This window comes from Streptomyces sp. NPDC006140, from assembly GCF_040628815.1.
In the GTDB taxonomy this organism is placed as follows: Bacteria; Actinomycetota; Actinomycetes; order Streptomycetales; family Streptomycetaceae; genus Streptomyces.
In genome coordinates, this window is the sequence record NZ_JBEXTS010000007.1 from 33671 (window position 1) to 59982 (window position 26312).

The 26312-nt window shown below is 69.9% G+C and carries 20 protein-coding genes and 1 pseudogene; 16 read left to right on the forward strand and 5 right to left on the reverse strand.

The annotated features are described in order from the left end of the window. Positions 1 to 59: 59 nt before the first annotated feature. The 4 genes from ABZ386_RS19535 to ABZ386_RS19550 form a co-directional block, all read right to left on the reverse strand. Positions 60 to 890, reverse strand: a complete 831-nt coding sequence (locus ABZ386_RS19535; RefSeq protein ID WP_356504916.1) for a carbohydrate ABC transporter permease — start codon at positions 888 to 890, stop codon at positions 60 to 62. Beyond that, on the reverse strand, positions 887 to 1738 hold the full coding sequence (locus ABZ386_RS19540) for a sugar ABC transporter permease (RefSeq protein WP_356505019.1): 852 nt from the start codon (positions 1736 to 1738) through the stop codon (positions 887 to 889). Before ABZ386_RS19540 ends, ABZ386_RS19535 begins: the two co-directional genes overlap by 4 nt. A gap of 95 nt (positions 1739 to 1833) precedes the next feature. Continuing rightward, complete coding sequence (locus ABZ386_RS19545) at positions 1834 to 3180, reverse strand: extracellular solute-binding protein (protein WP_358965323.1); 1347 nt, start codon at positions 3178 to 3180, stop codon at positions 1834 to 1836. A 323-nt stretch (positions 3181 to 3503) separates the two neighbouring features. Beyond that, positions 3504 to 4931, reverse strand: coding sequence for an RICIN domain-containing protein (locus ABZ386_RS19550; protein ID WP_358965325.1), 1428 nt, complete (start codon positions 4929 to 4931; stop codon positions 3504 to 3506). A 468-nt stretch (positions 4932 to 5399) separates the two neighbouring features. On the opposite strand from ABZ386_RS19550, the gene ABZ386_RS19555 reads away from it, so the two are divergent. The 14 genes from ABZ386_RS19555 to aspA all read left to right on the forward strand — a co-directional run bounded on the left by ABZ386_RS19555 (position 5400) and on the right by aspA (position 22495). Then, on the forward strand, positions 5400 to 7601 hold the full coding sequence (locus ABZ386_RS19555; RefSeq protein WP_358965326.1) for a LuxR C-terminal-related transcriptional regulator: 2202 nt from the start codon (positions 5400 to 5402) through the stop codon (positions 7599 to 7601). Between the two features lie 364 nt (positions 7602 to 7965). Then, positions 7966 to 8712: an IclR family transcriptional regulator gene (locus ABZ386_RS19560; protein WP_351336132.1), complete on the forward strand. Its 747-nt coding sequence runs from the start codon at positions 7966 to 7968 to the stop codon at positions 8710 to 8712. Positions 8713 to 8832: 120 nt separating this feature from the next. Further along, positions 8833 to 9966, forward strand: coding sequence for an N-methyl-L-tryptophan oxidase (gene solA / locus ABZ386_RS19565; RefSeq protein ID WP_358965328.1), 1134 nt, complete (start codon positions 8833 to 8835; stop codon positions 9964 to 9966). A 53-nt stretch (positions 9967 to 10019) separates the two neighbouring features. Continuing rightward, the gene (gene solA, locus ABZ386_RS19570) at positions 10020 to 11156 is read left to right on the forward strand and encodes an N-methyl-L-tryptophan oxidase (protein WP_358965330.1); all 1137 of its coding nucleotides are present in this window, start codon (positions 10020 to 10022) and stop codon (positions 11154 to 11156) included. Between the two features lie 12 nt (positions 11157 to 11168). Continuing rightward, positions 11169 to 12140, forward strand: coding sequence for a succinylglutamate desuccinylase/aspartoacylase family protein (locus ABZ386_RS19575; RefSeq protein ID WP_356674904.1), 972 nt, complete (start codon positions 11169 to 11171; stop codon positions 12138 to 12140). 112 nt (positions 12141 to 12252) lie between these two features. After that, positions 12253 to 13353 carry an ABC transporter substrate-binding protein gene (locus ABZ386_RS19580; protein WP_358965332.1) on the forward strand — a complete coding sequence of 367 codons (1101 nt, stop codon included), beginning with the start codon at positions 12253 to 12255 and terminating at the stop codon, positions 13351 to 13353. After that, the gene (locus tag ABZ386_RS19585) at positions 13346 to 14485 is read left to right on the forward strand and encodes an ABC transporter ATP-binding protein (protein WP_358965334.1); all 1140 of its coding nucleotides are present in this window, start codon (positions 13346 to 13348) and stop codon (positions 14483 to 14485) included. Before ABZ386_RS19580 ends, ABZ386_RS19585 begins: the two co-directional genes overlap by 8 nt. Before the next feature lie 3 nt (positions 14486 to 14488). Continuing rightward, entirely contained in the window at positions 14489 to 15385 is an 897-nt protein-coding gene (locus tag ABZ386_RS19590) for an ABC transporter permease (RefSeq protein ID WP_356524376.1), read from the forward strand. Further along, positions 15382 to 16248 carry an ABC transporter permease gene (locus ABZ386_RS19595; protein WP_358965336.1) on the forward strand — a complete coding sequence of 289 codons (867 nt, stop codon included), beginning with the start codon at positions 15382 to 15384 and terminating at the stop codon, positions 16246 to 16248. Before ABZ386_RS19590 ends, ABZ386_RS19595 begins: the two co-directional genes overlap by 4 nt. After that, positions 16245 to 17600: an aminotransferase class III-fold pyridoxal phosphate-dependent enzyme gene (locus ABZ386_RS19600; protein WP_358965338.1), complete on the forward strand. Its 1356-nt coding sequence runs from the start codon at positions 16245 to 16247 to the stop codon at positions 17598 to 17600. The genes ABZ386_RS19595 and ABZ386_RS19600 overlap by 4 nt, the downstream gene beginning before the upstream one ends. Before the next feature lie 30 nt (positions 17601 to 17630). Continuing rightward, a complete protein-coding gene (locus ABZ386_RS19605; protein ID WP_351336107.1) occupies positions 17631 to 18584 on the forward strand; it encodes a M14 family metallopeptidase in 954 nt (317 codons plus the stop codon). Further along, positions 18581 to 20035 carry an aldehyde dehydrogenase family protein gene (locus ABZ386_RS19610; RefSeq protein WP_358965339.1) on the forward strand — a complete coding sequence of 485 codons (1455 nt, stop codon included), beginning with the start codon at positions 18581 to 18583 and terminating at the stop codon, positions 20033 to 20035. Before ABZ386_RS19605 ends, ABZ386_RS19610 begins: the two co-directional genes overlap by 4 nt. Next, positions 20032 to 20970 carry an aldo/keto reductase gene (locus ABZ386_RS19615; RefSeq protein ID WP_358965341.1) on the forward strand — a complete coding sequence of 313 codons (939 nt, stop codon included), beginning with the start codon at positions 20032 to 20034 and terminating at the stop codon, positions 20968 to 20970. Before ABZ386_RS19610 ends, ABZ386_RS19615 begins: the two co-directional genes overlap by 4 nt. A 112-nt stretch (positions 20971 to 21082) precedes the next feature. Continuing rightward, positions 21083 to 22495, forward strand: a complete 1413-nt coding sequence (gene aspA / locus ABZ386_RS19620) for an aspartate ammonia-lyase (RefSeq protein WP_356617548.1) — start codon at positions 21083 to 21085, stop codon at positions 22493 to 22495. Between the two features lie 137 nt (positions 22496 to 22632). Here the strand turns inward: aspA and ABZ386_RS19625 are convergent, their stop codons facing one another. Continuing rightward, a complete protein-coding gene (locus ABZ386_RS19625; RefSeq protein WP_358965343.1) occupies positions 22633 to 23190 on the reverse strand; it encodes a PadR family transcriptional regulator in 558 nt (185 codons plus the stop codon). 117 nt (positions 23191 to 23307) lie between these two features. Between ABZ386_RS19625 and ABZ386_RS19630 the strand changes: the two genes are divergently transcribed. Next, the gene (locus tag ABZ386_RS19630; protein ID WP_351336094.1) at positions 23308 to 25254 is read left to right on the forward strand and encodes an alkyl sulfatase dimerization domain-containing protein; all 1947 of its coding nucleotides are present in this window, start codon (positions 23308 to 23310) and stop codon (positions 25252 to 25254) included. Next, positions 25251 to 26188, forward strand: a pseudogene (locus ABZ386_RS19635) (aldehyde dehydrogenase family protein). The gene ABZ386_RS19630 and the pseudogene ABZ386_RS19635 overlap by 4 nt, the downstream one beginning before the upstream one ends. Positions 26189 to 26312 lie beyond the last annotated feature (124 nt).

The window sequence follows — 26312 nt, forward strand, 5'->3', positions numbered from 1 at the left end:
GCGCGCCCAGGGCACCGGCCGACTCCTCGGATGACATGCGTTGGTCGGGGCGGAATGAGTTACTTGGAGAAGCCCGCGGTCAGTCCGGCGACCAGTTGCCGCCTGGCGAGGACGAACACCACCAGCATGGGAAGGGTGGACAGGACGACCGCGGCCATGGTCGCGGGCACGTCGATGCCGAACTGGCCCCGGAACAGCGTCAGGGCGAGCGGCAGCACCGCCTTGTCCTGGCTCTGGGTGAGGATCAGCGGGAAGAGGAAGCCGTTCCACACCTGCAGGCCGTCGTACACCGCGACCGTCACGAGTGCGGGGCGGGCCATCGGCGCCGCCAGCGAGACCAGCATCCGCCAGTCGCCGGCGCCGTCCACGACCATCGCCTCGAACAGCGATCGGGGCACGTCCCGCAGAAAGCTGACCAGGATCATCACCGTGACCGGCAGCGCGAACGCCGCCGAGGGCAGCACGATCGCGGCCAGGCTGTCGTACATGTGCATGCGGATGATCAGCAGGTACACCGGGATGATCACCGCCTGCAGCGGGATCGCCAGGCCCAGCAGGTACAGCCGGAACGACAGCCGGGACCAGGGATTGGCGTACCGGACGATCGAGAACGCGGCCATCAGCGCGGCGACGACCGTGACCGCGACGGTCGCCACGGTGACGACGACGCTGTTGAGCAGGTAGGTCGTGAAGTCACTGGCGAGGACGGTCGTGTAGTTGGCCAGGCTCGGGTGACCGGGCGGGGCGAGCGGGCTTTCGGCGGTGAAGTCGGTACGGCCGCGCAGGCTGGTCACCACCAGCCAGTACACGGGCCCGACCACCAGCGCGGTCCACAGCAGCGCGGCCCCGCCGGTGACGGTGCGGCGCAGGGTCGTGACGGCGGTCCTCACATGCCCTCCTGCTGGCTGTCCATCCGGGTGAAGCCGGACAGGCGGGTGGTCAGCAGCGACAGCCCGAGGCCGAACACCACCAGCAGCGTGGCGATCGCGCTGGCCCGGCCCATGTCGTGGGCCTGGAACCCCGTGATGTACATGGCCAGCGGCAGCACCCGCGTCGCCGTACCGGGGCCGCCGGTGCCGCCCGACAGGACGAAGATCAGGTCGAAGTAGGTCAGCGAGCCCACCAGCATCAGCGTGCTCGACGTGACGAACGTGTACTTCAGCTGCGGCAGGGTGATCCGCAGGAAACGGGTCACGGGTCCGGCGCCGTCGATCGCGGCGGCCTCGTACAGCGAGACCGGGATCTGCCGGAGCCCGGCCTGGTAGAGCAGGGCGTGGAACGGTACGAACTGCCAGGCGATCACGAAGATCACCGTGTAGAGCGCCAGGTCGGGCGAGCCGAGCAGCGGCCGCGCCAGCCAGTGCAGCCCGGGAGTGGCGCCGATGCCGAAGGACGGGTCTAGCAGGGCCTGCCAGGTCAGGCCGATCGCCACGGCGGACAGCAGCAGCGGCAGGAACCACAGCACGGCGAAGAACGCGCGCAGCCGTCCCCGGGGAGCCTGGAAGACACCGAGCGCCAGGGCGAGCGGCGTCTGGAGCAGCCAGCTGACCAGCATCACCTTGAGGGTCAGCCACAGCGCCTGCCAGGTGGCGCCGTCGCTCAGCACCCCCGCCCAGTTCGCGAACCCGGCCCAGCCGAGGGAGCCGAGCCCGTCCCAGCGGGCGAGGCTCAGCGCCAGCACGCCGACCAGCGGGACCAGGCCGAACAGGCCGAACAGGAGCAGGGCCGGCGCGGCCATCAGCAGGCCGCCGAAGCGGCGGCGACCGGGACGGGCCGTGCCCGGCCGCGCCTTGGCGGGCGCGACCGGACGCGGCGTACGGACCACGGCGGCCATTACTTCGCCGCCTCGCTCATGTTCGTACCGAACGCCTCGGGCCTGATCTGCCGCAGGAACGACTTGTCCACATTGGTGAGCAGCGGATCGGCCAGGTCGGAGGGCAGGGCCTGGTCCCAGGAGAGCTGGAAGCCCGGCGCGTTCTGCACCAGGCCGTAGACGAAGGTCAGCCACCCCTTGTCGGACGACGTGACCGTGGCGAGCTTCGGCTCCAGGCCGTTCACCGGGGGCACGCTGCCCGCCGCGAGGTAGGCGTCGACCTGGGAGCTGTTCATGACGTACTTCTTCAGGTACGTAAGTGCGGCCTGCTTGTTCTTGCCGGCCGCGTTCAGCGACAGGAAGTTCGAGGGATTGCCGACGATGTTCTTCGGGTCGCCCTTGCCTCCGGGCAGCGACGGGAAGGCGACATAGCCGAGGTCCTTCTTCGCGAAGTCCGGCGCGGCCTTGACCAGATTGGCGTACTCCCAGGTGCCCATCAGCTCCATACCGGCCTTGCCGGTGTACAGCAGGGCCGTGGAGGCGCCCTGGTCGTAGTTCACGGAGGACGCGTTGTCGCCGAAGGCACCCGCCTTCGCGAGTTCCTGCAGGCGGGCGTTGGCCTGAGTGACCGCCGGGTCCTTCCACGCCGAGCCGTCACCCGAGGCGATCTTCTCGAAGACCTGCGAGCCGCCCACGCGGTCCAGCAGGTACTCCAGGTACATCAGCGTCGGCCACTTCGAGTTCGCCGCGAGGGAGATCGGGGTGACGCCGTCGGCCTTCAGCTTCTTCACGGCCGCCAGCAGGTCCTCGTACGTCTTCGGCGGCGCGACACCCGCGTCCTTCAGAACCTTCTTGTTGTAGAAGAGGACGACCGGGGCCAGACCGTTGGCGGGCACGCCGTAGACCTTGCCGCCGAAGGTGGCGCTCTTCAGCACGCTGGGCGTGAACCGCTTGGTGTCCACCTGAGCGTCCGTGAGGGCGTCGACCTTGCCCGCCTTGACGTAGTCGTTCAGGGCGCCGCCGCCCCAGTTGAAGAACAGATCGGGGGCCTGATTCGCGCCGAAGGCCACGCGCAGCTTCTGCTTGTAGTCGTCGTTGGCGAACAGCCTCAGGGTGATCTTCTGATCCGGGTGGTCCTTGTTGTAGGCGTCCACGGACTGCTTGAGGATCGTCTGGTCCGTCAGCGCCCACATCGTCAGGCCCTTCGACGACGCCTCCCCGGCCGAACCGGCCGGCCCGGACGTCCCGCACGCGGCGAGGCCCAGGGCCACCGCCAGGGTGACCGCGGCCGCCGCCGCGCGTCGCGTTCCCGGACGTCCGACGGTACGGGAACTGCCTGAATTTCCGAGGACCGGGAATCCGTGCATGCTCTGCCTCTCTTCTCTCGGCATGCCGTATTTCATGCGCCAGGCAGATAGGCGGCTCGCACGAAACGCTTTCGGATGCCTTCACCGCGGACGGCCTGCCTGCTGGAGCGGGACACTGGCACGGCATTCACGGCCGGGACAAGGAGGTGAAATCGCTCGGTTACGAAACTCTTTCGGAAGTCGTGACGTCACGTACTGCCGGTAGTCACCGGCACGGTCAGGCTCCGTGCCTCGGAGTCGGCCACGTCTCCCGCGCAACAGGGCACATGGGGGAGGGGGTGGCCCGCCGGACGTCCGCAGGCCACCCCGGTGTGGTGTCGGAATCAGCTCGCGCGTCTGAACTGCTGGTTGGTTCCGGTCCCACAGGTCCACTGGATGAGCTTGGCGCCGTCGGCGGTGGAGGCGCCCTCGATGTCCAGGCACTTGCCGCTCAGCCGGGAGACGAGGCGGACGTAGCCGTCGCCGGCGTCCTGGAGCTGCCACTGCTGGTTGGCGCCGGTGGTGCAGGGCCACTGGATGATCTTGTTGCCATTGGCGGTGGAGTTGTCGGCCACGTCCATGCACTTCCCGCTGTGCCGGGCCATGAGCTGGACGTATCCGCTGCCCATGTCCTTGAACCAGAACGCCTGGTTCATGCCGCCGTTACAGGTGTACTGGGTGAACTGGACGCCGTCGTCCAGCGACTTGCTGGGCATGTCGATGCACTTGCCGCTGTGGCGGGCGGTGAGGGTCTCCCACGGGCCGCCGACGCCATCCACCTTGCCGGTGGCGGTGTCGACGGTGATCTGCGGGTACCAGTCCATGGTCATGGTGGTACTGGTGGGGAACTCAAGCGGCAGCCATACGTACTTGGACGCGTTCACGTTCTGGCCGAAGGAATTGCCCCAGCGGTCACCCATGTAGAGGTACTCGGTGCCCGCGGTGCCCTGGACCGGCAGGACGAACGTGGTCTGGGAACCGTACGCGGTGGAGTCACCGACGTTCTGCAGGGCGCTCCATGTGCCGGTGATGCTGGTGGCGGTGGCGTACTTCTGCTGGTTCGGGTTCCAGCCGGTGGCGCCGGAAGTGAGCAGGAAGTAGACGCCGTTGCGCTTGAACATCGCGGGGGCCTCCCGCAGTTGCCCCTGCCACAGCAGCTGTACGCGGCTGTCGACGTTGAGATAGTCGGGGGTCAGGCGGTAGATGTGCAGGTCCCGGTTCTCGTTGGCGGCGGAGATCATGTAGCCGGTGCCGTCGTCGTCGACGTAGGCGGTGATGTCGCGGGACATGTAGCCCAGGGGGCGGAAGCTGCCCCGGTAATCGTAGTCGCCGTCGACGGTGTCCGAGACGGCGACGGCGGCACGGGCCTGGGTGTAGTCGGTGGCCAGTTCCTTGTGCATCCACATCACGAACTTGCCGGTGGCCGCGTTGTATATGACCTTGGGCCGCTCGATGTTGGCGGACGCCAGCTCCGGGTCGGATGCCTGGGTCAGAACGTGGCGTCTGAATTCCCAGGTCTTGAGGTCGGTCGAGCGGTAGGCCGACACATATCTGAAGGAGTTGTCCTCGTTGCGGTTCTCACCGAACCAGTAGTAATAGGACCCGACCTTGATCACGCCGCCGCCGTGGGCGTGCACGATGGCACCGGTGGTGTCGGTGAACTGGGTTCCGTTCGGGATGCCGACGGTCGCCGCGTGGGCGGTGCTCGTCAGGAGGGCCTGCGGCAGGAGAGCCGCCAGCGCGGCCAGAACAAGGAGCCAGACGCGGCGCATGGGGTGTTACCTCCACTTCGGCGCCCGGCCGCGTGACGGAACCAACAATCTCCATCAGGACCGAGCAAAAGTTGGCCAAATCCAACACTGCGGCACATGAGACGCCTGATGGGAGTTGCCTGTCAATGGGGTGAACATGGCCGATTCCATGCGCTGCTTCGCACTGGGGGAGGGAGCGGCGACATCGACAGTGCTCAGAGGTTCCATTTGAGCCTGTTCTTCTATAGACATATGTCCTGGTCTGCGGCCTGGACATGTTCACCGTGGTGACAGCTGGGCCGGGCAGGCGTCGGTGGGCCGCGACGCGGTCCGGGCAACGGGTGCGGCGTCTGTGTCGGCCCCTGGGCTCAGGCCGTGTCTGTCTTCCCGCTTCGGAGGAAAGAGTTGGGTGGCGATGTGACGGGTCGGATCACCGCCACTGGCGGGCTGCCTGTGCCGTTCACGACGTTCGTGGGACGGCGGCACGAGGTGGCCGAAACTCGTAGCCTGTTGGGCTCGGCACGGCTGCTGACCCTGACCGGGGTGGGCGGCGTGGGCAAGACGCGGCTGGCGCTCGAGGTGGCTGCGGCGTCCAGCAAGCTCTTCACGGGCGGCGTGTGGCTGGTGGATCTGGCCGCGGTCGGAGATCCGTCGGAGGTCGGGGGCGCGGTCGCGCGGGCGCTCGGGATACCGGAGTCGGGCGCCAGGCCGGTGGTCGCCCAGGTGATCGGGTATCTGTCCGGGCGCCGGGCACTGCTGGTGCTGGACAACTGCGAGCACGTGGCCGACGCCTGCGCGGAGCTGGCGCAGGCGCTGCTGTCCTCGGGTCCCGAGGTGCACATCGTCGCGACCAGTAGACAGACGCTGGGCCTGACCGGTGAGCACATCCTCGCCGTGTCTCCCCTGCCGCAGGAGGAGGCGGTCGAACTGCTGCGGCAGCGGGCCGTTGCCGTGCGCCCGGACTTTCAGGTCACCGACACCAACCGGGCGGCCGTGCGTCGCCTGTGCGACGACCTCGACGGGGTGCCGCTGGCGATCGAGCTGGTCGCGTCGCGGCTGCGCACCCTCACGGTCGAAGACGTGGCAGAGCGGCTGGCCGACCGGTTCGCGCTGCTGACCGGCGGCAGCCGGACCGCCCTGCCGCGTCAGCGCACGCTGCGGGCGACGGTCGACTGGAGCTGGGACCTGTGCACTCGCGACGAGCGGCTGCTGTGGAGCCGGCTGTCGGTCTTCTCGGGAGGCTTCACCCTGTCCGCCGCCGAAGGCGTCTGCGAGGGCGAAGGAATAGGCCCGGGCGCGGTGCTGGACCTGCTGGACCGGCTGATCGCTCAGTCCGTGGTCCTGCCCACCGAGGCGGAGGGGCAGACTCGCTACCGGATGCTGGAGACCATCCGGCAGTACGGGCGGGAGCGGCTCGCGGAATCCGGGGAAGAGGAGCGGCTGCTGCTGCGTCACCGCGACTTCTTCCTCGCTTTCGCACAGCGCATCGACAGCCACTGGCTGGGTCCGGGCCAGGCGGAAGCCCTGGCCCGACTGCGCGCCGAGCACGCGAACCTGCTCGCGGCCCTGGAGTGCGATGCGGATCCCCAGGTGAGGCTCGCGCTGGTGTCGGCCCTCCGCTTCTACTGGTGGGCCGGCGGTCTCCTGGCCGAGGGGAGACGCCAGTACGACCGTGCGCTCGCGGCAGCACCCGAGCCCACCGCGGTCCGCGCGCGGGCGCTGCCGAAGGCCGCCTGGGTGGCGCTCCTGCAGGGCGACCTCACGGTGGCCGACAGCTGGCTGGACGAGGCGGAGACACTGGTCAGCCGGTTCGACGAGCCGATGGTCCGTGTCGAGATCGAGGGCTTTCGCGGCGTGCGAGCGCAGTACCGGGGGCGGCTTCGGCAGGCCCTGGCCGGTTTCGAGGGTGCCGTGGCCGGCTGCCGGGCCCTGGGCGACGACCGCGCGGCGACGGCGTGGATGCTCGGCCTGGCTCAGCTTCAGGCCTATCTCAGAGATCCCCGGGCGGTGAAGACGGGCAGTGCGGCGGTCGCCGCGGCCGAGGCGCAGGGGGAGTGCTGGAATCGCGCGCAGACCCTGAAGGCGCTCGGCTACGAGGCGTGGACGCGCGGTGACCTCGATGCTGCCGTGGCGCTGATGCATACCGCACTCGAATGCCTGCGGGGCCTCGACGACCACGTGGCGGTCGGGCTGACGCTGGAGCATCTCGCCTGGGCGACCGCCTCCGGCGGAGAGCACCTGCGGGCCGCACGGCTGCTGGGGGCCGCCGGCGCTCTGTGGCGCAGTGCCGGGACGGCACTCCACGCTTTCGATCCCCAGATGGCCGACGACCACAGGAGGTGCGAGGAACAGGTCGTCGAGGCTTTGGGGCGGCCCGTGTACGTCGACGCGCTCGCCGAGGGGGCCGACTTCGACACTCCTGCCAAGGCCATCGAGTACACCCTGGACTCCGGCGCCGAGCCCGTCGGCGACGCCGTACGGGCCGCCGCCGAGCACGCGCTCACCCGCCGCGAGAGGGAGGTGGCGGCCCTGGTGGCCCAGGGGATGAGCAACAAGCAGATCGCCGTCGCCATCGGACGTTCCCCGCGTACGGCCGAGTACCACATCAAGAACGTGCTGGCGAAGCTCGACTTCGAGAGCCGGTCCCAGATCGCTGCCTGGTGGACGGCCACCTCGGGGCCGACCCCGTAGAACTCTCGTAGCCGCGTCGCAGGGGCCTCGCAGCGGCCCGAAGAGGCTTTCAGCCGGACCCCGTAGCCGCTCGGCAGGAACCTCGTAGTCGCCCGCCGACAACCCAGTGGCTCCCCCTGCGAACCTCGTAGAAATACGAGTAGTGCCGACCGGCCTCCATGTCGATGCTTTGTGGCGTGACATTCATCCAGTTGTCGCGAGACGTTCCTGCTGCGGCCCTCGGGCCTCAGTCGGGAAATGCGTCGCTGCCGCTCTTGAATTCTGCGGTAACGGGCCTTGTGGGTCCGGACATGGTGTCTGCTCGAAGGAATTCCATCGTTGTGCGTATGAATCTCAGCGAAATCGACGGGGGCAGCAAATGGAAATGAAGAGCGTGACCCGGTCGCTGCGGATCCTCGAGGCGGTGGCGCATCACCAGCCGGTGACGGTGGGGGAGCTCACCAAACTGTTCGGGCTCCCCAAGTCGACGGTGCAACGCTCGTTGGCCACTCTGAACGAGGCGGGGTGGCTGCGGGCGAACCGCAAGGACACGACGCGCTGGGAGATCGGCGCCCGGGCCCTGGTCGTCCGGCCGGCGGCGCTCCAGGGGTCGAGTCTGTGCGCGGCCGCGCGGGAGCCGATGATCCGGCTGCGGGACGCCGTGAACGAGACCATCCACCTGTCGGTGCCGGACGGGCTGCGGTACATGGTGGTCGTGGACCGGGTGGACTGCACGCACGCGGTCCGGACCTTCCACGCCATCGGCGACACGTCGCCGATGCACGCCACCGCCACCGGCCGTGCCGTCCTCGCCCACCTGTCGCAGGAGGACGTGGACGAGACCGTCGAACACGGGCTGGAGCGCTTCGGTGAGGCGACACCGGTCGATCCGGAACAGTTGCGTGCCGAGCTGGTGCGGGTGCGGGCCGACGGCTATTCGGTCAACCGTAACCAGTACCTGCCGGAGGTGTGCGCCGTGGCCGCGCCGATCCTCGACGAGGACGGCACACCGCTCGCGACGGTCGCCGTCTCGATGCCCAGTACACGCTACGACGCGGAACGCCTCCCCGAACTGGGGCGGTTGGTCGCTGACACGGCCCGGGAGATCGCCGACTCCCACGCCAGGTACTAGGGGGCTTCCGCACCCCCTGGCAGAAGTGATCCTCGGGCCACGGCTGCCCTATGCCGTGGAACCCCACAGTCCGTATGGCCGGGCGCCCAGCATCCTCGTCCGGAAACGAAAGGAAGACCCGTGTCCGCCAAGAAGCGCGTCGCCGTCATCGGCGTCGGAACGATGGGCAGCCAGGCCGCTTGGCGGCTGGCGGCCCGGGGCGCCGAAGTCGTCGCCTACGACCGGTTCGCACCCGGTCATGACCGCAGTGCCGCCGGCGGCGAGACGCGCATCTTCCGCAGCGCGCACTTCGAGGACTCCCGGTACGTCCCGCTGCTCAAGCACGCCGACGCCCTGTGGGAACAGCTGCAGCGGGAGACCGGCCGTGAGCTGCGCCGTCTGACCGGATGCCTGCTGATGGGGCCGACCGAGCACCACCAGATGGCGACCGTCCTGCAGTCCATCGCCGAGCACGGTCTCGACCACGAGGTGCTCGACCGCGAGGCGATGGCCGAGCGCTTCCCGCAGTACCGACTGGAGGACGGGGACGCCGCCGTGCTCGACCGTCGCGCCGGCTTCATCCGGCCCGAGCTGACCGTCCAGACCGCGGCCCGCCGTGCAGAACAGCTGGGCGCCCGCATCCACCGCTACACACCGGTCCGGGAGATGACCCCCGTCGGGAGCGGTGTGGAGATCCGCACCGATTCCGGAAGCGAGCGCTTCGACGCAGCCGTCGTCACCGTCGGACCCTGGGTGAACGACCTGCTCCCGGACCTGCCGTGGGAGGTGGACATCCGGCGCCTGATCAGCGCCTGGTACGTGCCCACCACCGACGCCTGGTTCGGCGAGGAGCGCCCCGCGTTCATCCGCACTTCCCCCACCCACTGCTACGGACTGCCCTCCCCGGACGGCGTCTCCGTCAAGATCGGGCTCAACAAGGAGCTGCACAGCCCGGCGGACGACCCGAACGCGCTGGATCGCACCGTCCGTCCGGAGGAGCTGGACGTCTTCACCGAGCTGGTCCGCCGCCACCTGCCGGATCTGCACCCGGACCCCACCCGGCTGTCCGTCTACATGGAGGGCTACACCGAGAGCAGTCGCCCGCTGGTCGGCCCGCTGCCCGGCGCCGAGAACGTCGTCCTGCTCGCCGGCTTCTCCGGTCACGGATTCAAGCTCTCGCCCGCCTTCGGCGACATCGCCGCCGACCTGGCGCTGGAAGGCACCTCGCCCCGGCCCATCGATTTCGTCTCCACCGTCGGCCGCACCACGGCCTGAACCGCCCCCGACCACCAACCGGCACATCCGGCACATCCGGCAAGGAGAACCACATGGCCACGAGGAAACGTGTCGCCGTCGTCGGTACGGGCACGGTGGGCAGCCAGGCCGCCTGGCGGCTGGCGGCCCGGGGCGCCGAGGTCGTCGCCTACGACCGCTTCGCCCCCGGCCATGACCGCGGTGCCGCCGGCGGCGAGACCCGGGTCTTCCGCAGTGTGCAGACCGACGACAGCCGTTACGTGCCGCTCGTCCGGCACGCCGACGCCCTCTGGCAGCAGTTGCAGGCGGAGACCGGCAGGGGGCTGCGCAAGCTGACGGGATGCCTGTTCATGGGACCGGCCGACGACCCCGACATGCGTACCGTCCTGGACGTCATCGCCGAGCACGGACTCGACCACGAGGTGATCGACGCCGACGCGATGGCCAAGCGGTTCCCCCAGTTCCGGGTCGACGACGATGACCTGACGGTCCTCGATCCCCGCGCGGGCTTCATCCGTCCGGAGCTGACGGTGCAGACCGCGGCCCGCCGTGCCGAGGAGCTGGGCGCCCGGATCCGCCGCTACACCCCGGTGCGTGAGGTCCGTCCCGTGGCCCGGGGAGGTGTGGAGATCCGCACGGACGCCGACACCGAGCGCTTCGACGCCGCGGTCGTCACACCGGGGCCGTGGGTGGGTGACCTGCTTCCGGACCTGCCGTGGCAGGTGAGCGTCCACCGGGCGATCAGCGCCTGGTTCCTGCCCGACGGCGACCACCGGGCCGGCGAGGAGCGCCCGGGCTTCCTGCGCAGGGGCGCTCACCACTTCTACGGGCTCCCGTCCCCGGACGGTCTCTCCGTCAAGCTCGGCCTGCCCCAGGCCCATCACCAGCCCGTGGACGACCCGAACCGGCTGGAGAGGACCGTCGCCCCCGAGGAACTGGAGACCTTCACCGAGATCGTGGGCCGCTACCTGCCCGGCCTGAACCCCGACCCGGTGCGGCTCTCCGTCTTCATGGAGGGCTACACCGGCAGCACCCGCCCGCTGGTCGGCCCCCTGCCCGGCTGCGACGACATCGTCCTGCTGGCCGGATTCTCGGGCCAGGGCTTCAAAGTCTCGCCCGCCATGGGCGACATCGCCGCGGACCTCGCCCTGGAGGGCCGCACCGACCAGCCGATCGACTTCATCAGCACGCTCGGCCGCGCCACCGCCTGAATGAGGAACGACATGACACTCACCATCGGCCCGCTCAGCGCTGAGCCCGGCCGCAAGACCCGGGGCACCGTCCCGGTGGACCTCGGCTCCACGGTCGTGGGCATTCCCCTGATCCTCGTCAACGGCGCCCGCCCCGGACCCCGTGTGGTGCTGACCGGCGGCGTGCACGGCGGCGAGTTCGTCGGCACCGATGCCGCCGCACGCCTCGGCGGACTCCTGGAGCCGGAGGAGATCACCGGCCAGGTGGTCATCTGTCCGGTCGCCAACCCCCCGGCCGTGTACGACGGCCGCCTGGGCAAGTCCCCGCTGGACGACGTCAACATCAACCGCGTCTTCCCCGGCGACCCCGCAGGAGGGCTCACCGAGCGGCTGGCGGCCTGGCTCTTCGAGAAGGTGATCAGCGGCGCCGACGCCTACGCGGACCTGCACAGCGGCGGCATCGACGAGACCCTGCTCGACTTCGTCGGCTACCGCCTGACCTCGGACGAGGAACTGGATGCCAGGACACAGGCCATGGCCCACGCCGTCGGCTACGAACGCGTCCTGCTGGGCCGCACCGCCCAGGGCGGCAACAGCCACGCCGCGGCCGCCCGGCAGGGCATCCCCGCCATCCTGATCGAGACCGGTCAGCTCGGTGACCGGGATCCCGAGCAAACGCGGACCCTGCTCGACGGGCTGTACCGGCTGCTGCACCACCTCGGCGTCGTCGAGAAGCCCCAGCACGTCGCGGCGGTGACCGTCCAGCCGCGTGAGTGGGTCTGGACCGGCCACGTCGCCTCCCCTGCCGCCGGCCTGTGGTACCCGGACGCGGCCACCGGCGACGAGGTGACCGAGGGGCAGACCATCGGCCGCGTCATCGACCCGGCCGACGGCAGCGAACACAAGGTCGCCGCCAACGCCACGGGCAAGATCCTCTACGGCATGAACGGACTCACCGTGGCCACGGGAGCGGAACTCGCCGCCATCGCCATGCCCCACGACTGACCGGCGCCCCCACGCCCCGCCGGCATCCCACACCCCCCTCCTGACGCCCCCCTTCGCCTCTCCTCCTCCCCGCACAACCGGTCCCCACGCGTCAACACCCAGGAGATTTGTCATGAATGATCCCATGATCGGTCGCAGATCGCTCCTCCGCGGAGCCAGCGGCCTCGCCGCTCTCGCCGCTCTCCCCTCCCTCTCCGCCTGTGGCACCGGCACCAGCCGCGCCGCGTCCGGCGGCAAGGGCGGCAGCAAGACCGTCATCGTCCGCGACAGCGGCGGTGCCTTCGGCGAGGCCCTGCAGAAGGCGGTCTACACACCGTTCACCCAGGAGACCGGCATCAACGTCCAGGTCACCAACCTTCAGGGCACCCAGATGCTGGCCCAGATCAAACAGGGTCGCCCCCAGTTCGACCTCATCAACAACTCGATGATGGACCACGCCAAGTTCGTGGGGCAGGACGCACTGGAGACGCTGGACCTCGACCGGATCAAGAGTCTGAAGAGCGCGAAGCTCCCCGAGCACCTGGTCACCGACCATTCCGTCGCGGCCAGCTTCTACGCCCAGTGCATGGCGTACCGCACCGACGCCTTCGGGGGCAGGAAGCCTCAGTCGTGGGCGGACTTCTGGGACACCAAGGCGTTCAAGGGCGCCCGCTCGATGTGCAACCCGGAAGCCGACCTGCCCGAGCTGGAGTTCGCGCTCATGGCAGACGGCGTTCCGATGGACAAGCTGTACCCCCTCGACGTGGACCGCGCCTTCAAGGTGCTGACCCGGCTGCGGTCCGACGTCAAGAAGTTCTGGGACAGCGGCCCGCTCCCCGGCATGCTCCTCAGCCGCCAGGAGGTGACGATGTCCACCGTCTGGCACGGCCGGCTCGCCGACCTGCTGAAGCAGGGTGTACCCGTCGCGGCCCAGCTCAACGGCGCCCGCCGCCAGTACCAGGGCTTCGGCATCGCCAAGGGCGCGGCCCACGTCGACGCCGCCTACCAGCTCATCGACTACTCGCTGCGCCCCGAGGTCCTCGCCAACCTGGCCACGGCGTACCCGACCAACCCGGCTTCCCCGGTGGCGTACACCAAGCTCACCGATGAGGTGCGGAACACGCTCGCGGGTGCGCCGCAGTACTACGACAAGGGCTTCGACGCGGACCTCGACTGGTGGATCAAGAACGAAGCCGCCGTCACCAAGCGCTGGTTGGAGTGGGCTCGTGGCTGAATTCGGTGTCGCCGCACCGACCGTCGCGGTGGCCGGCGGCAAGCCGGCCACCGCGACCGGCAAAGCGCTGTCGGTAGTGGCCCTGCGCAAGACGTACGGGGACGTCGTCGCTGTCGACGAGGCGTCCATGGAGATCGCGGCGGGGGAGTTCGTCACCTTCCTCGGCGCCTCGGGGTCGGGCAAGACCACGACCCTCATGATGATCGCCGGGTTCTGCGAGCCGGACTCCGGCACCATCACCGTCGGGGACCGCGACGTCACGCGGCTCGCCCCACAGAAGCGGAACCTCGGCTTCGTCTTCCAGCAGTACCTGCTCTTCCCGCACATGACCGTGAGCGAGAACGTCGCCTTCCCGCTCACCCTGCGCGGCGTGCCGAAGGACCAGGTCCGCCGGCGGGTGGGGGAGACCCTGGAGATCGCCGGCCTGTCCGGGTTCGGCGGCCGTCGCCCCCGCGAGCTGTCCGGCGGGCAGCAGCAGCGCGTCGCCCTGTGCCGCGCGCTGGTCTACCGCCCGCCGGTCATCCTCATGGACGAGCCGCTCGGCGCGCTGGACAAGAAGCTGCGCGACCAGCTCCAGGTCGAGATCAAGTCCATCCAGCAGGAACTCGGCCTGACCGTCATCTATGTGACGCATGATCAGGAAGAGGCGCTGGTCATGTCCGACCGCATCGCGGTGATGCGCAACGGCCTGATCGAGCAGTTCGACACACCCCGGGAACTCTTCGAGCGTCCGAAGACCCCGTTCGTCGCGGACTTCCTCGGCGCGGCCAACTTCCTGCCCGGCCGCGTGCTGCAGAACACCGACGCGCACACCGTGGTCCGCCTCGACCAGTGCGGCGGCCTGCTCAAGGCACGACGTCACGACCTGGCCTCCGGCACCCCGGTCAAGGTCGCCGTCCAGCCGGGCCGACTGCGGGCCTGTGCCCCGGACGACGGTTTCTGCGCCGGCACGGTCGAGACCGCCACGTACGTCGGCACCCTGGTCCGCGCGGGCGTGCGGATCGACGGCGGTGACGCGCCGCTGCTGCGGCTGGAGGTACCGGCCGGCCGTGGACCCGTCGCCGGCGAGCGCGTCGGGATCACCGCCGACCCGGAGGACGTCAACCTCTTCCCCGTCGAACAGGGCGGGTGAGCCATGGCCGCCACCCTGACCGTGAAGGCCCCCGCACGGCCGCGCAAGCTGCTGGCCTCCCGCAGGACCCGAGTCGGCATCCTCTACGCGCTGCCGGTCGTCGTCTACTTGCTGGTGCTGTTCGTCTACCCGATCCTCAGCACGCTCTTCCTCAGCCTGAAGAATCCCGACGGATCACTGACGCTGCACTGGTACGCCGACGCGCTCACGGGCGTCAACCTGTCCGTGCTGCTCACCACCCTGCGGATCTCCGCGGAGACGGCGCTGTTCGCCCTCGTCTTCGGGTTCGTCCTGGCCAACGCGATCTCCCGGCTGAAGCCCCTGTGGGCCGGCCTGGCCATGCTGATCGTCGTCGTCCCGCACTTCATCAGCGCCCTGGTGCGCACCTACGGCTGGATCATCATGCTCGGCGACAAGGGCCTGGTGAACGAGGCCATGGCCCACCTGTGGGTCCCCGGGGCGCCGTACCAGCTGCTCTACAACGAGATCGGCGTGGTCATCGGCACCACCTCTGTGATGCTGCCGTACACCGTGCTGCTGCTGTACGGCGTGATGCGCGGTGTGGACCGGCGGCTGCTCGCCGCGGCGGCCAGCATGGGCGCGGGACGCGTGACCATCTTCCGCCGGGTCTACCTGCCGCTGGTCGCCCCCGGACTGGCCAGTGCCGGACTGCTCAGCTTCATCCTGTCGCTGGGCTACTACATCACCCCGGCCCTGATGGGCGGCCCCGACCAGACGATGATCGCCTCCCTGATCAACCAGCAGGTGACAAAGGAGAACCAGTGGAACGGGGCGGCCGCTGAAGGCGTCATCCTGCTGTTGCTCACCTTCGCCGGACTGCTGCTGGTCAAGATCGTCAGCTCCCTCGGCGCCAGCCGGAAGAAGAGGAGCGCGCCATGATGCAGTTGCGCAGCACCCTCGCCGGGCGGATCGCCCTGACCGCCGCGGCCACCGTGATCCTGCTGTTCCTGGCCCTGCCGATCGTCGTCATCGTCGTCACCTCCTTCAGCGACAACGCCTTCGCCGCGTTCCCGCCCGACGCGTGGACGCTGCACTGGTACCAGGCGCTGTTCGCCGACGGCAGCAAGTGGCCGGCCGCGCTGTCCCTGAGCGCACTCGTCGCCTGCCTCAGCACCGTCTTCTCGCTGATCATCGGGGTGACCGCGGCGACCGCGCTGACCCGCAGCGAACTGCCGCTGCGCTCCGCGGTCTACGCCCTGGTCCTCGGACCGCTGCTCATCCCGAACATCGTCACCGCCCTCGGCCTGTTCCTGCTGTTCGAGCCCGCCTCGATGCTGGGCAGCCCGATCGCCATCGCCCTCGGGCACACCGTCCTGGCATCGCCGATCGCGGTGTTGATCCTGGTGGCCACGCTGCGAGGGATCGACGAACGGCTGGAGGACGCCGCGGCCAGCATGGGCGCGGACCGGCTGACCATCGCCCGGCGGATCACCTTCCCCCTCGCCGCCCCCGGCATGATCGCGGCAGCGATCTTCTCCTTCATCACCAGCTTCGACGAGTTCTACATCTCCCAGTTCCTGTCCTCGGTCGACACCGTCACCCTGCCGGTGCAGATCTACAACTCCCTGACCTTCGACATCGACCCCAGCGTGACCGCGGTCAGCGCGATCCTCATCGCCTTCGCGATCATCGCCCTCGCCCTCGTGGCCCTGGTGCGCTGGCTCGGCTCCGGACGGCAGGAGTCCCTGCTCTCCGTCGAGAACACGGCAGGGATCGCCGCCCCTGGAGACGAGGCCGTATGACCACCACCGCTCAGCGGCACCTGCTGCTGAACATGACCGCCAACGGATCGCTCGCCAAGCCCGGCAAGGACCTCTTCGTCGTGCGCCACGGCGAGGGCCCCTACGTCGACGACGCGGCCGGCAACCGCTACATCGACGGCCTGTCCGGGCTGTACTGCTGCCAGATCGGCTACTCCTACGCCGACGAGATCGCCGAAGCGGCCCAGAAGCAACTCCGCGAACTCTGCTACAGCCCCCTGTGGTCGGAGTCCGCGCACCCCACCGGCCTGGCCCTCGCCGAGCGCCTCGCCGCCCTGGCCCCCGACGGCATCGAGCACGTCTTCTTCAGCGGCGGCGGCGCCGAGGCGGTGGAGACCGCCTGGAAGATCGCCCGCAGGTACCACACCCTGCGCGGCGAGGCGGGCCGGACCAAGGCCATCGCCCGGCGCGGCGCCTACCACGGCCTCACCCTCGGCGCGCTGTCCTTCACCGACGACCCGGGCCTCACCGAGCCGTACGGGCCGCCCGCCGTGGAGACCCACTTCATCGCCAACACCAACCGGACCGCCCTGCAACAGCCCCTCGACGAGGCGACCTTCACCGAGTACCTGCTCGCCGACGTGGAGGCCACGGTCCTCGCCGCGGGACCGGAGAGCATCGCGATGCTCATAGTGGAACCGGTGCAGAACCGGGGCGGCTGCATCACCCCGCCCGAGGGCTACTGGCAGGGGCTGCGCCGACTGGCCGACCAGTACGGCTTCCTGCTCGTCGCCGACGAGGTCATCACCGCCTTCGGACGGATCGGCGAGTGGTTCGGCGGCGAGTGCTACGGCGCCCGCCCGGACATCGTCACCGTCGCCAAGGGCATCACCGCCGGCTACGCCCCGATGGGCGCGACCCTGGTCTCCGACCGCGTCGCCGAGGTGATCAACCGGCCCGGCGAGGTCCTCAACCACGGCTACACCTTCAGCGGCCACCCGCTGAGCGCGGCCATCGCCCTGCGCAGCCTGGACATCATGCAGCGGGACCGGATCCTGGAGAACGTCCGCCGCCACCAGGACCACCTGGCCCAGCGCATGTGCTCCCTCGGGGAACTGCCGATCGTGGGCGACGTCCGCGGTGCGGGCTACTTCTACGCCGTCGAGCTTGTCGGCGACCTCGACGGCGGCGGCTTCAGCGACACCGCCCGCGCCGCGCTCGTCGCCGACCTGATCCCGCGCCGGCTGCGCGAGGCCGGGCTGCTCGCCCGCGTCTACAACCGCGCCGCCCCGCTGGTCCAGATCGCGCCCCCGCTGATCAGCGACCGCGCGCTGCTGGACCGTATCGCCGACATCATCGCGGACACCCTCGACGAGGCCTCCGCCCGCCTGTGATCCACGCATTCGCGTACTGAAAGGAACGACATGTACTCCATCGGCCCCCTGGCCGTCGCCCCCGGCGAGCGCGCCCAGGGCCTCATCCCCGTCGGCACCAGCACCTACGGTGTGGAGCTCGGCATCCCGCTGATCGTCGTCAACGGCACCGAGGACGGCCCGGTCCTGTGCGTGGACGCCGGTGTGCACGGCGACGAGTACGACGGCCAGGAGGCCATCCGCCGTGTCCTCGCCGCGATCGACCCGGCCGGCCTGCGCGGCACCCTCGTCGGCATCCCCTGCATGAACACCCCCGCCTTCGAGGCGGCGGCCCGCACCAGCGGCCTGGACCACCTGAACCTCAACCGGATCTTCCCGGGTGACGCGGACGGCTCGTACTCGCTGCGCCTGGCCGCCACCTTCGTCGAGCAGGTCGTGCCCGCCGTCGACGCCCTGGTCGACCTGCACACGGGCGGCACCTTCGGCGAGATCGCCCCGCTCGTCATCCTCCAGGGCGGCTACGAGGACCTGGCGACCGACCTCGCCCTCGCGGCCGGGCACGAGCTGGTCTGGAAGGGCGGCAAGTGGGGCGGCACGGTCCGCCACCCCACCCTCGCGGCCGGCAAACCCGCCATCACCATCGAGGCGGGCGGCGGCACCTACCGCGAGCAGAACGTCGCCCTGCACGTCCACTCCATCCGCAACATCATGCGGCAGTTGGGGATGATCGACGGCGAGGCGGAGCTGCGCGACAGCTACACGACCGTCTCCGGCACCTTCGCCCGGTCCGCAGCGGGCGGGTTCTTCCTCGGCCACGCCGAGCCCGGCGAGACCTGCAAGGAAGGCGACCTGATCGCCCACATCACCGACCACTACGGCAACACGCTGGAGGAGGTCCGCGCCCCGCAGGACGGCATCGTGCTCTGGGTGCGCCGGATCCGCACGGTACGGCCCGGTGACGAAGTCGTCATCTTCGGCGAGGTGCAGGGAGAGATCCAGCCATGAGCATTGACACCCAGTTGCTTCTCGTCGACGGCAAGCAGGTCCCGGCCGCCGACGGCCGTACCTTCACCGTCCTGGACCCGTCCGACGGCACGGCCATCACCCAGGTGGCGCTGGCCGGACCGGCGGACGTGGATCAGGCGGTGGCCGCGGCCAGGGCGGCGTTCACGGCGCCCGAGTGGGCCCGGATGCGCGCCGCCGACCGGGGGCGCGTGCTGAACCGGATCGCCGAGGCCATCCGCCACCAAGGCGAGGGGCTGGCCCGTCTGGAGAGCCAGGACGTCGGCAAGCCGCTGAGCCAGGCCAAGGCCGATGTCGAGGCCGCGGCCCGCTACTTCGAGTTCTACGCGGGCGCCGCGGACAAGCTCGGCGGCACCACGATCCCCCTCGGCCCCGGCCTGGTCGACTACACCGTGCGTGAGCCGATCGGCGTCTCGGGCCAGATCATCCCGTTCAACTACCCGCTGCAGAACACCGCGCGGGGTTCCGCCCCGGCCTTGGCGGCGGGCTGCACAGTGGTGCTCAAGCCGTCGCCCGAGGCGCCGCTGACCCCGCTGGAGATCGGCAGGATCGCCCTGGAGTGCGGCCTCCCGCCGGGCGTGCTGAACGTGGTCCCGGGTGACGGCGAGACCGGCGCGGCCCTCGCCGGGCACCCCGGCATCGACCAGGTCACCTTCACCGGCTCGGTGCCGACCGGCATCAAGGTCGCCCAGGCCGCCGCCGCCAACGTCGTGCCCTCGGTCACGGAGTTGGGCGGCAAGTCCCCCTTCGTGGTCTTCGCGGACGCCGACTTCGACCTGGCGCTGAAGGCCGTCCTGGGCGCGTCGTTCAGCAACGCCGGCCAGATGTGCTCGGCCGGGACACGGCTGCTGCTCCAGCGCGGAGCCGAGGAGTTCCTCGACCGGCTGGTGGACAGGATCGCCGGTCTGCGGGTCGGGCCGGGTCTCACGGACCCGGACATCGGACCGCTGGTCGCCGCCCGGCAGCGCGACCGCGTCCTCGGCTACCTCGAACTGGCCCGGCGGGAAGGCGCCGTGGCCCGGGTCGGCGGAGGCGCCCCGTCCGCGCCCGAACTGGCCGACGGCTACTACATCGAGCCGACCGTCCTCACCGGCCTGACCAACCAGGCCCGTTGCGCCCGCGAGGAGATCTTCGGCCCCGTCGTCACCGTCATCGACTTCGACGACGCGGACGAGGCGCTGGAGATCGCCAACGACAGCCCGTACGGCCTGGCCTCCTACGTCTGGACCCGCGACATCGACAAGGCGATGCGCCTGGCCGCGGGCGTCCGGGCCGGACAGGTCTACGTCAACGCCACCGGCGTCGGCACCGGTGTCGAGCTGCCCTTCGGCGGCTACAAGCACAGTGGCTGGGGACGCGAGAAGGGCCTCGAAGCCCTGGACAGCTACACGCAGATCAAGAACGTCTGCATCGGATTCGGGAGCCGGTCATGAGGTATCGCACCCTGGGCGAACGAGGCCCGACCGTCTCCGTCGTCGGCGTCGGCGGCAACAACTTCGGCTCCCGCCTGGACGAGGAGGGCACCAAGGCCGTCGTCCACGCCGCCCTCGACGCCGGGATCACCCTGTTCGACACGGCCGACATGTACGGCGGGTTCGGTGAGCGGGGCGGGTCGCGCGGCGACGGTGAACGCCTCCTCGGTGCCGCCCTCAAGGGCCGCCGCGACGACGTCGTCCTCGCCACCAAGTTCGGCATGGAGATGGGCCCCGAGGCCGACCTCCACGGCCCGCGTGGCGCCCGCCCCTACATCCGGTACGCCGTCGAGGCCTCCCTGCGCCGGCTCGGCACCGACCGGATCGACCTGTACCAGTACCACGAGCCGGACGGCGTCACCCCCCTGGAGGAGACGATCGCCGCGCTCCAGGAACTCGTGGCCGAGGGCAAGATCCGGTACATCGGCTGCTCCAACCTCCCGGCCGAGCAGCTCACCGACGCCTTCGTGTCCACGCAGGCCCGCTACCACCTGCTCGACCGTGGCGCGGAAGCCGATCTGATCCCGGCCTGCCTGAGTCACGGCCTGGGCCTCCTGCCGTACTACCCGCTGGCCAACGGCCTGCTCAGCGGCAAGTACCGGCGGGGCGAGGAACCCCCGCCCGGCAGCCGGCTGTCCTGGCGGCAGGGCTGGCTCACCGACGCGGCCCTGGACCGCGTCGAGGCGCTCACCGCGTACGGCGCCGAGCGCGGACTCACCCTCCTCCAGGTCGCCGTCGGCGCACTGGCCGCGCTCCCCGCCGTCGGATCCGTGATCTGCGGCGCCATGACCCCCGCCCAGGTGACCGCCAACGCGGCGGCGGCCGACTGGACACCCGACCCGTCCGACCTGGCCGCACTCGACGCGATCGTCACCCCCGGCGAACGTGTCGTCTGACCTGCCGGGGTTCCCGGTGAGTCGAGCCGATCAACCCGCGTTCGAGCGAGAGATTCCCCGTCATCTCCGAGTCTCCGCGACCGAACCCGTCCGGAGAGAAGGTCAGCACGTCATGATCGCCGCAGCTCACCGCAGTGAGCACGACCTGCTCGGCGACCGTAAGGTGCCTGCCGAGGCGTACTGGGGCGTCCACACGCTGCGCGCCACGGAGAACTTCCCCATCACCGGCACGCCGATCTCCGCCTACCCGCACCTGGTCGACGCCCTGGCCGCCGTGAAGGAGGCCGCCGCCCTCGCGAACGAGGAACTGGGCCTGCTGGACCCGGAGAAGGCCGCAGCCATCGTCGCCGCCTGCCGGGAGATCCGCGAGGGCAAGCTGCACGACCAGTTCGTGGTCGACGTCATCCAGGGCGGGGCCGGCACCTCCACCAACATGAACGCCAACGAGGTGATCGCCAACCGTGCGCTGGAGCTGCTCGGTCATGAGAAGGGGCAGTACCGGTACGTGCACCCCAATGAGGACGTGAACCTCGGACAGTCCACGAACGACGTCTATCCGACAGCCGTCAAGGTCGCGACCGTGTTCGCGGTGTGCGGCCTGCTCAAGGCGATGTCCGTCCTCCAGGACAGGTTCGCGGCCAAGGCGGTCGAGTTCCGCGATGTACTGAAGATGGGCCGTACACAGTTGCAGGACGCGGTGCCGATGACGCTGGGACAGGAGTTCTCGGCATACGCGGTGATGCTGGAGGAGGACCGCAGCCGCCTCGCCGAGGCAGTAGAGCTCATTCACGAGATCAATCTCGGCGCCACCGCGATCGGGACAGGGCTGAACGCCCCAGTCGGGTACGCCGAGTCGGCCCGCCGTCACCTCGCCGAGATCACCGGCCTGCCGCTGGTGACAGCAGCCAACCTGGTCGAGGCAACTCAGGACTGCGGGGCGTTCGTCCAGATGTCCGGCGTCCTCAAACGCATCGCCGTCAAGCTCTCCAAGACCTGCAACGACCTGCGCCTGCTGTCCTCCGGCCCGCGCGCGGGGCTCGGCGAGATCAACCTGCCGCCGGTGCAGGCAGGTTCGTCGATCATGCCGGGCAAGGTCAATCCGGTGATCCCGGAGGTCGTCAACCAGGTGGCCTTCGAGGTGATCGGCAACGACGTCGCCATCACCATGGCCGCGGAGGCCGGGCAACTCCAGCTCAACGCCTTCGAGCCGGTCATCCTGCACTCGCTGTCGGAGAGCATCATGCACCTGAGGAACGCGTGCGTGACGCTGGCCGAGCGGTGTGTGTCCGGCATCACCGCCAACACCGAATCGCTGCGCCGGACGGTGGAGAACTCCATCGGTCTGGTCACCGCTCTGAACCCGCACATCGGATACACGGCGGCGACCGACATCGCCAAGGAGGCGCTCGCCAGCGGCCGGGGGGTGGCGGAACTCGTCCTGGAGAAGGGTCTGTTGCCCGCCGAGACCCTCGCCGGGCTGCTGCGGCCGGAGGCCGTCGCGGGCGACCGTCGGGTGCCGGCCTGACGGTACCTGACGCACGGTTCCCCGAGCTTTCCCGAACACGGTCCACGGCTACGTCGCCAAGTGGCAGTCCGACGGCATCTTCGCCCAGCTCGACCGACCTGCTCGTCAGGCTATCCGGGTATCGAATGAGAGCCCGATCACCGTTTGCTCACCGCCTGCGCGGGCGCCGCGATGCCCTGCTCGCCGTCCAGGATCTCGTGGAGCCAGGCGCGTTCGGCGCGGCTCATGGCGCGGGCGGTGAGCAGCATGCCGCGGCGGTACGGGTCGGCGACCTCCTCCGCGCGCAGCGGACGGTCGCCGTCGTAGAAGAAGCTCGCGGGCGTCTCGAGGAACTCCAGGCGTCGGTGCAGCACCGCGTGCTGCTCTTCCACATCGGGCAGCAGGGACAAGAACGCCAGGATCGTGAAGAAGCGGGCGTGGTCGGTGATCTCGTGCTGGGCGGGGTCGCGCAGGCGCCGCAGCAGCTCGTCGCGGCCCGCGTCGGTCAGGGTCAGCACGTACCTCTGGGCGGCTACCGCGCCCGGCTCGATGTGCCGGGTCAGCAGGCCGCGTTTCACCATGCGGTTGATCGCCGGGTAGAGGCTGCCGTCACTGACCGGCCGAGTGTGACCAGACAGTTGTTCGACCCGTCGGCGCAGCTCATAGCCGTGCAACGGCCCCTGAGCGAGGTGTCCCAGGATCAATAGCTCCAACACGCCACCATCGTCGCATGGTGCGTCGAGCTACCACGTATCGAGGTGCTACGGTCACATCATCCCAGATACCTTGTTTCGAGGTATCCAGTTGCCTGGTGAAACAGAAGAGAGAGAACGATGGCGCAGTTGCCCGACCCGATCGCCGACAGTGCGGCACGTGGGGCCGGCTCGACCACGACCGGACGGCACGCTGCCGCGGTAGCCGGACTGCCGTGGGAGGACCGGCGGGCGTTCGAGGATGTGCGGCGTGGCCGGATCGCCTCCATCGAGCCCCCGGTCGTCAGGGACTCCACGGGCAGGGTGGTCTTCGACCTGACGACGTACGACTTCGTCGACGGCCAGGCGCCGGCAACGGTGCATCCCAGCCTGTGGCGCATCGCTCAGCTGCACCGCAACCACGGCCTCTTCGAGGTCACCGAGGGCGTCTACCAGGTCCGCGGCTACGACGCCGCGAACATGACCGTGGTGGCCGGCGAGCGGGGGTATGTGGTCATCGACCCGCTCACCTGTGTCGAGAGCTCCGCGGCCGCCCTGGACCTGGTCCGCCGCCACCTCGGCGACCGCCCGGTCACCGCCGTCGTACACACGCACTGTCACATCGACCACTTCGGCGGCGTCAAGGGAGTCGTCGACGAGGCGGACGTCCGGGCCGGGCGTGTTCCGGTGGTGGCTCCCGTCGGCTTCTACGAGCACGCCGTCAGCGAGAACGTCTCCGCCGGTGTCGCGATGGGCCGCCGCTCCGGCTTCATGTTCGGTGGTGCGCTGCCGAAGGGCGCCCGCGGGCATGTCATGAACGGCAGCTGCGCCGCCGTGGCGACCGGCCGGAAGTCGCTGATCCGGCCCACGCACGAGGTGACCCGTACCGGTGAGGAGCTGGTACTCGACGGCGTGCGGTTCGTCTTCCAGTACGTGCCCGACACCGAGGCGCCCGCCGAGATGAACTTCCACCTGCCCGAGCGCCGGGCGCTGTGCATGGCCGAGCTGATCAACCACCACATGCACAACCTGTACACCCTGCGCGGCGCCCCGGTGCGGAACGCCGTCGCGTGGAGCGCCGCGATCGACGAGGCGCTGCGCCTGTATGGGGATGCCTCGGACGTCATGTTCATCGGCCACGGCTGGCCGGTCTGGGGGCAGCAGCAGATCGCCGAGCTGCTGGGCATGCACCGAGACCTGTACCGCTACCTCCACGACGAGACGCTCCGCCTGGCCAATCACGGCTACACGCCCAACGAGATCGCCGAGCTGATCGAGCTGCCCGAACCGCTGGACGCCTATTGGGCCAATCGCGGCACCTACGGCGCCACCAGCCACAACGTCAAGGCCGTCTACCAGCACTACCTCGGCTGGTTCGACGGCAACCCGGCCAACCTGGACCCGCTGCCGCCCGCCCAGGCCGGCCGCCGCTACGTCGAGCTGATGGGCGGCATCGACACCGTCGTCGACCATGCGCGCACCGCCCACGAGACGGGCGAGGACCGGTGGGCCGCCGAGCTGCTGGGGCACGCCCTCGCCGCCGACCCCGACCACCGACCCGCACGCCTCCTCCAGGCCGATGTCTTCGAACAGCTCGGCTACCAGGCCGAGGCGGCGCCCTGGCGCAACTTCTACCTCGTCGGCGCCCAGGAACTGCGCCACGGCACCCCGAGCGGGCGGCCCGCCGGCGGCGCCAGCCCTGACCTCGTGGCCGGCATGACTCCCGAGATGCTCCTCGACTACCTGGCCATCCGCCTCAACGGCCCGCGCGCCGCGGCCGCCCGGCTCCGCCTCGAACTCGTGATCAGCGGCGACCGGCCCGGCCAGGCCGAAGACCGGTACCTGCTGATCGTCGAGAACGGCATCCTGCGGTACGCGCGGCCGCCGTTCACCGAGACGCCGACCGGCAGCCTGCGTATCCGCCACGCCGCGCTCGCCGACCTGGCGTACGGCGCGGCCACCCTCGACGAGTTGCTCGCGAAGGACACCGCACGGGTGGACGGCGACCGGACGGACCTCGACACCCTGCTCGGCCTGCTCGACACGTTCACCGGCGCGTTCGAGGTCGTCCTCCCGAACCTCCGATGAACCGGAGCGTCAGGAGGAGAGGAAGGCGCCCGCCACGCGAGCACCGCCAGAGCCCGGGCCTGGGGCGGAGGCAGTGTGTCGATCCGGTCCGAGACGGGCCACAGCAACTGGTGAGCCAGATCGGTCTGGTGGGCGGCCTGATCGGTGAACTCGTCGAGCAGGCCGGCAGCCTTCCGGCCGGCGTGCTCAACGTCTTCACCGAGTCCGGCAACGAGGGCGCCCCGCTGCTGGTCTCGTCCCCCGATGTCGACGTCCTCAGTTACACGGGCTCCACGGTGGTCGGCCGGAAGATCATGGAGTCTGCCGCGGCCACCCTCAAGCCGCTCTCCCTGGAACTCGGCGGCAAGAGCCCGATGCTCGTCTTCGACGACGCGGACCTCGACGCCACGGTGCCCGTCCTCGTCAAGGCGATCACCACCTTCGCCGGCCAGTTCTGCATGACGGGCAGCCGAGTCCTGGCCCAGCGCGGCATCGCGGACGAGCTCCGCCGACGGCTCGCCCAGGCCCTGGAGGCGGTCAAGGTCGGCCCGGGCGACGATCCGGCCAGCGATATGGGCGCGATGATCGACGAACGCAACGCGGAGCGCGTCGAGCGCATGGTCGCGGACGCCGCCGCCTACGCCGACATCGTCGTCCGGGGCGAGCGTGACAGGGCCTTCCTGCGACCCTCCCTGGTCGAGGTCACCGACCTCAGCACGCCGATCGTGCAGCAGGCCTCGCCGCGTCGGTCTGGACGCGCGATGTGGACCGCCCGCTGCGCGTCGGCCGGGAGATCAAGGCCGGCACGGTGTGGACCAACACCTGGGCCGTGGTGCACGACCAGTTCGAGGAGGGCGGCTTCAAGCAGTCCGGCCTGGGCCGCCTGAACGGCCTGCGGGGCCTGGAGGAGTTCCAGGAGACCAAGCACTTCGTCCACCCGGCTCCGCGCGCCTGATCCGACTCGTGCGACCGATACCTCGACCGATTCCGACGACGCCTCGCGCCCGTGGCGTCGCTGCCGTTCGCCGGCGGACCGGCCCCAGGCCCGGCTCCCACGGGGGATCCGCGAGGACGACACA